Source organism: Oleiphilus sp. HI0086, assembly GCF_001635225.1.
In genome coordinates, this window is sequence record NZ_LWFZ01000071.1 from 1 (window position 1) to 726 (window position 726).

At 44.6% G+C, this 726-nt stretch carries 1 protein-coding gene; it reads left to right on the top strand.

Going from position 1 to position 726, the window contains the following annotated elements:
- Positions 1-726: phosphoglycerate dehydrogenase (serA, locus tag A3756_RS01160; RefSeq protein WP_156490158.1), on the top strand; the 726-nt coding region annotated here is incomplete at both ends.

Sequence of the window (726 nt, forward strand, 5' to 3'; positions counted from 1 at the left end):
TTTAGAAGGTGTACATGAATCTGCTGTGGAAACACTTAAAAAGGCAGGTTATACCAACATTGAATATTTGAAAACTTCTTTGGCTCAAGATGAGTTGATCGAAAAGATCGCAGATGCTCACTTCGTCGGTATTCGTTCACGCACTCAATTGACTGAGGAAGTATTTCAAGCCGCTAAAAAGCTAATCGCAGTTGGTTGTTTCTGTATTGGTACCAATCAGGTCGACCTTAAAGCAGCTACCAAACACGGTATCGCTGTTTTTAACGCTCCTTACTCAAATACTCGAAGTGTTGCCGAACTAGTACTTGCCGAAGCAATTCTACTACTTCGTGGCGTACCTGAGAAGAATGCTCTTGCTCACCGCGGTGGCTGGCTAAAATCAGCTACCAATAGCTACGAAATTCGCGGTAAAAAGCTCGGGATTGTTGGCTACGGCAGCATCGGCAGCCAGTTGAGCGTTCTTGCTGAATCATTGGGCATGAAGGTCTACTTCTACGATGTAGTAACCAAACTTCCTTTGGGTAATGCAACGCAACTTGATTCTATGGAAGACTTGCTTGGCATGTCTGATATTGTCAGCCTGCACGTACCTGAAACCGGTGCAACACAAGACATGATGGGACCAGAACAGTTTGCTCAAATGAAAGATGGCAGCATCTTCATTAACGCAGCTCGTGGAACAGTTGTTGTAATTGACGCATTATGTGAAGCACTTAAGTCTGGCCG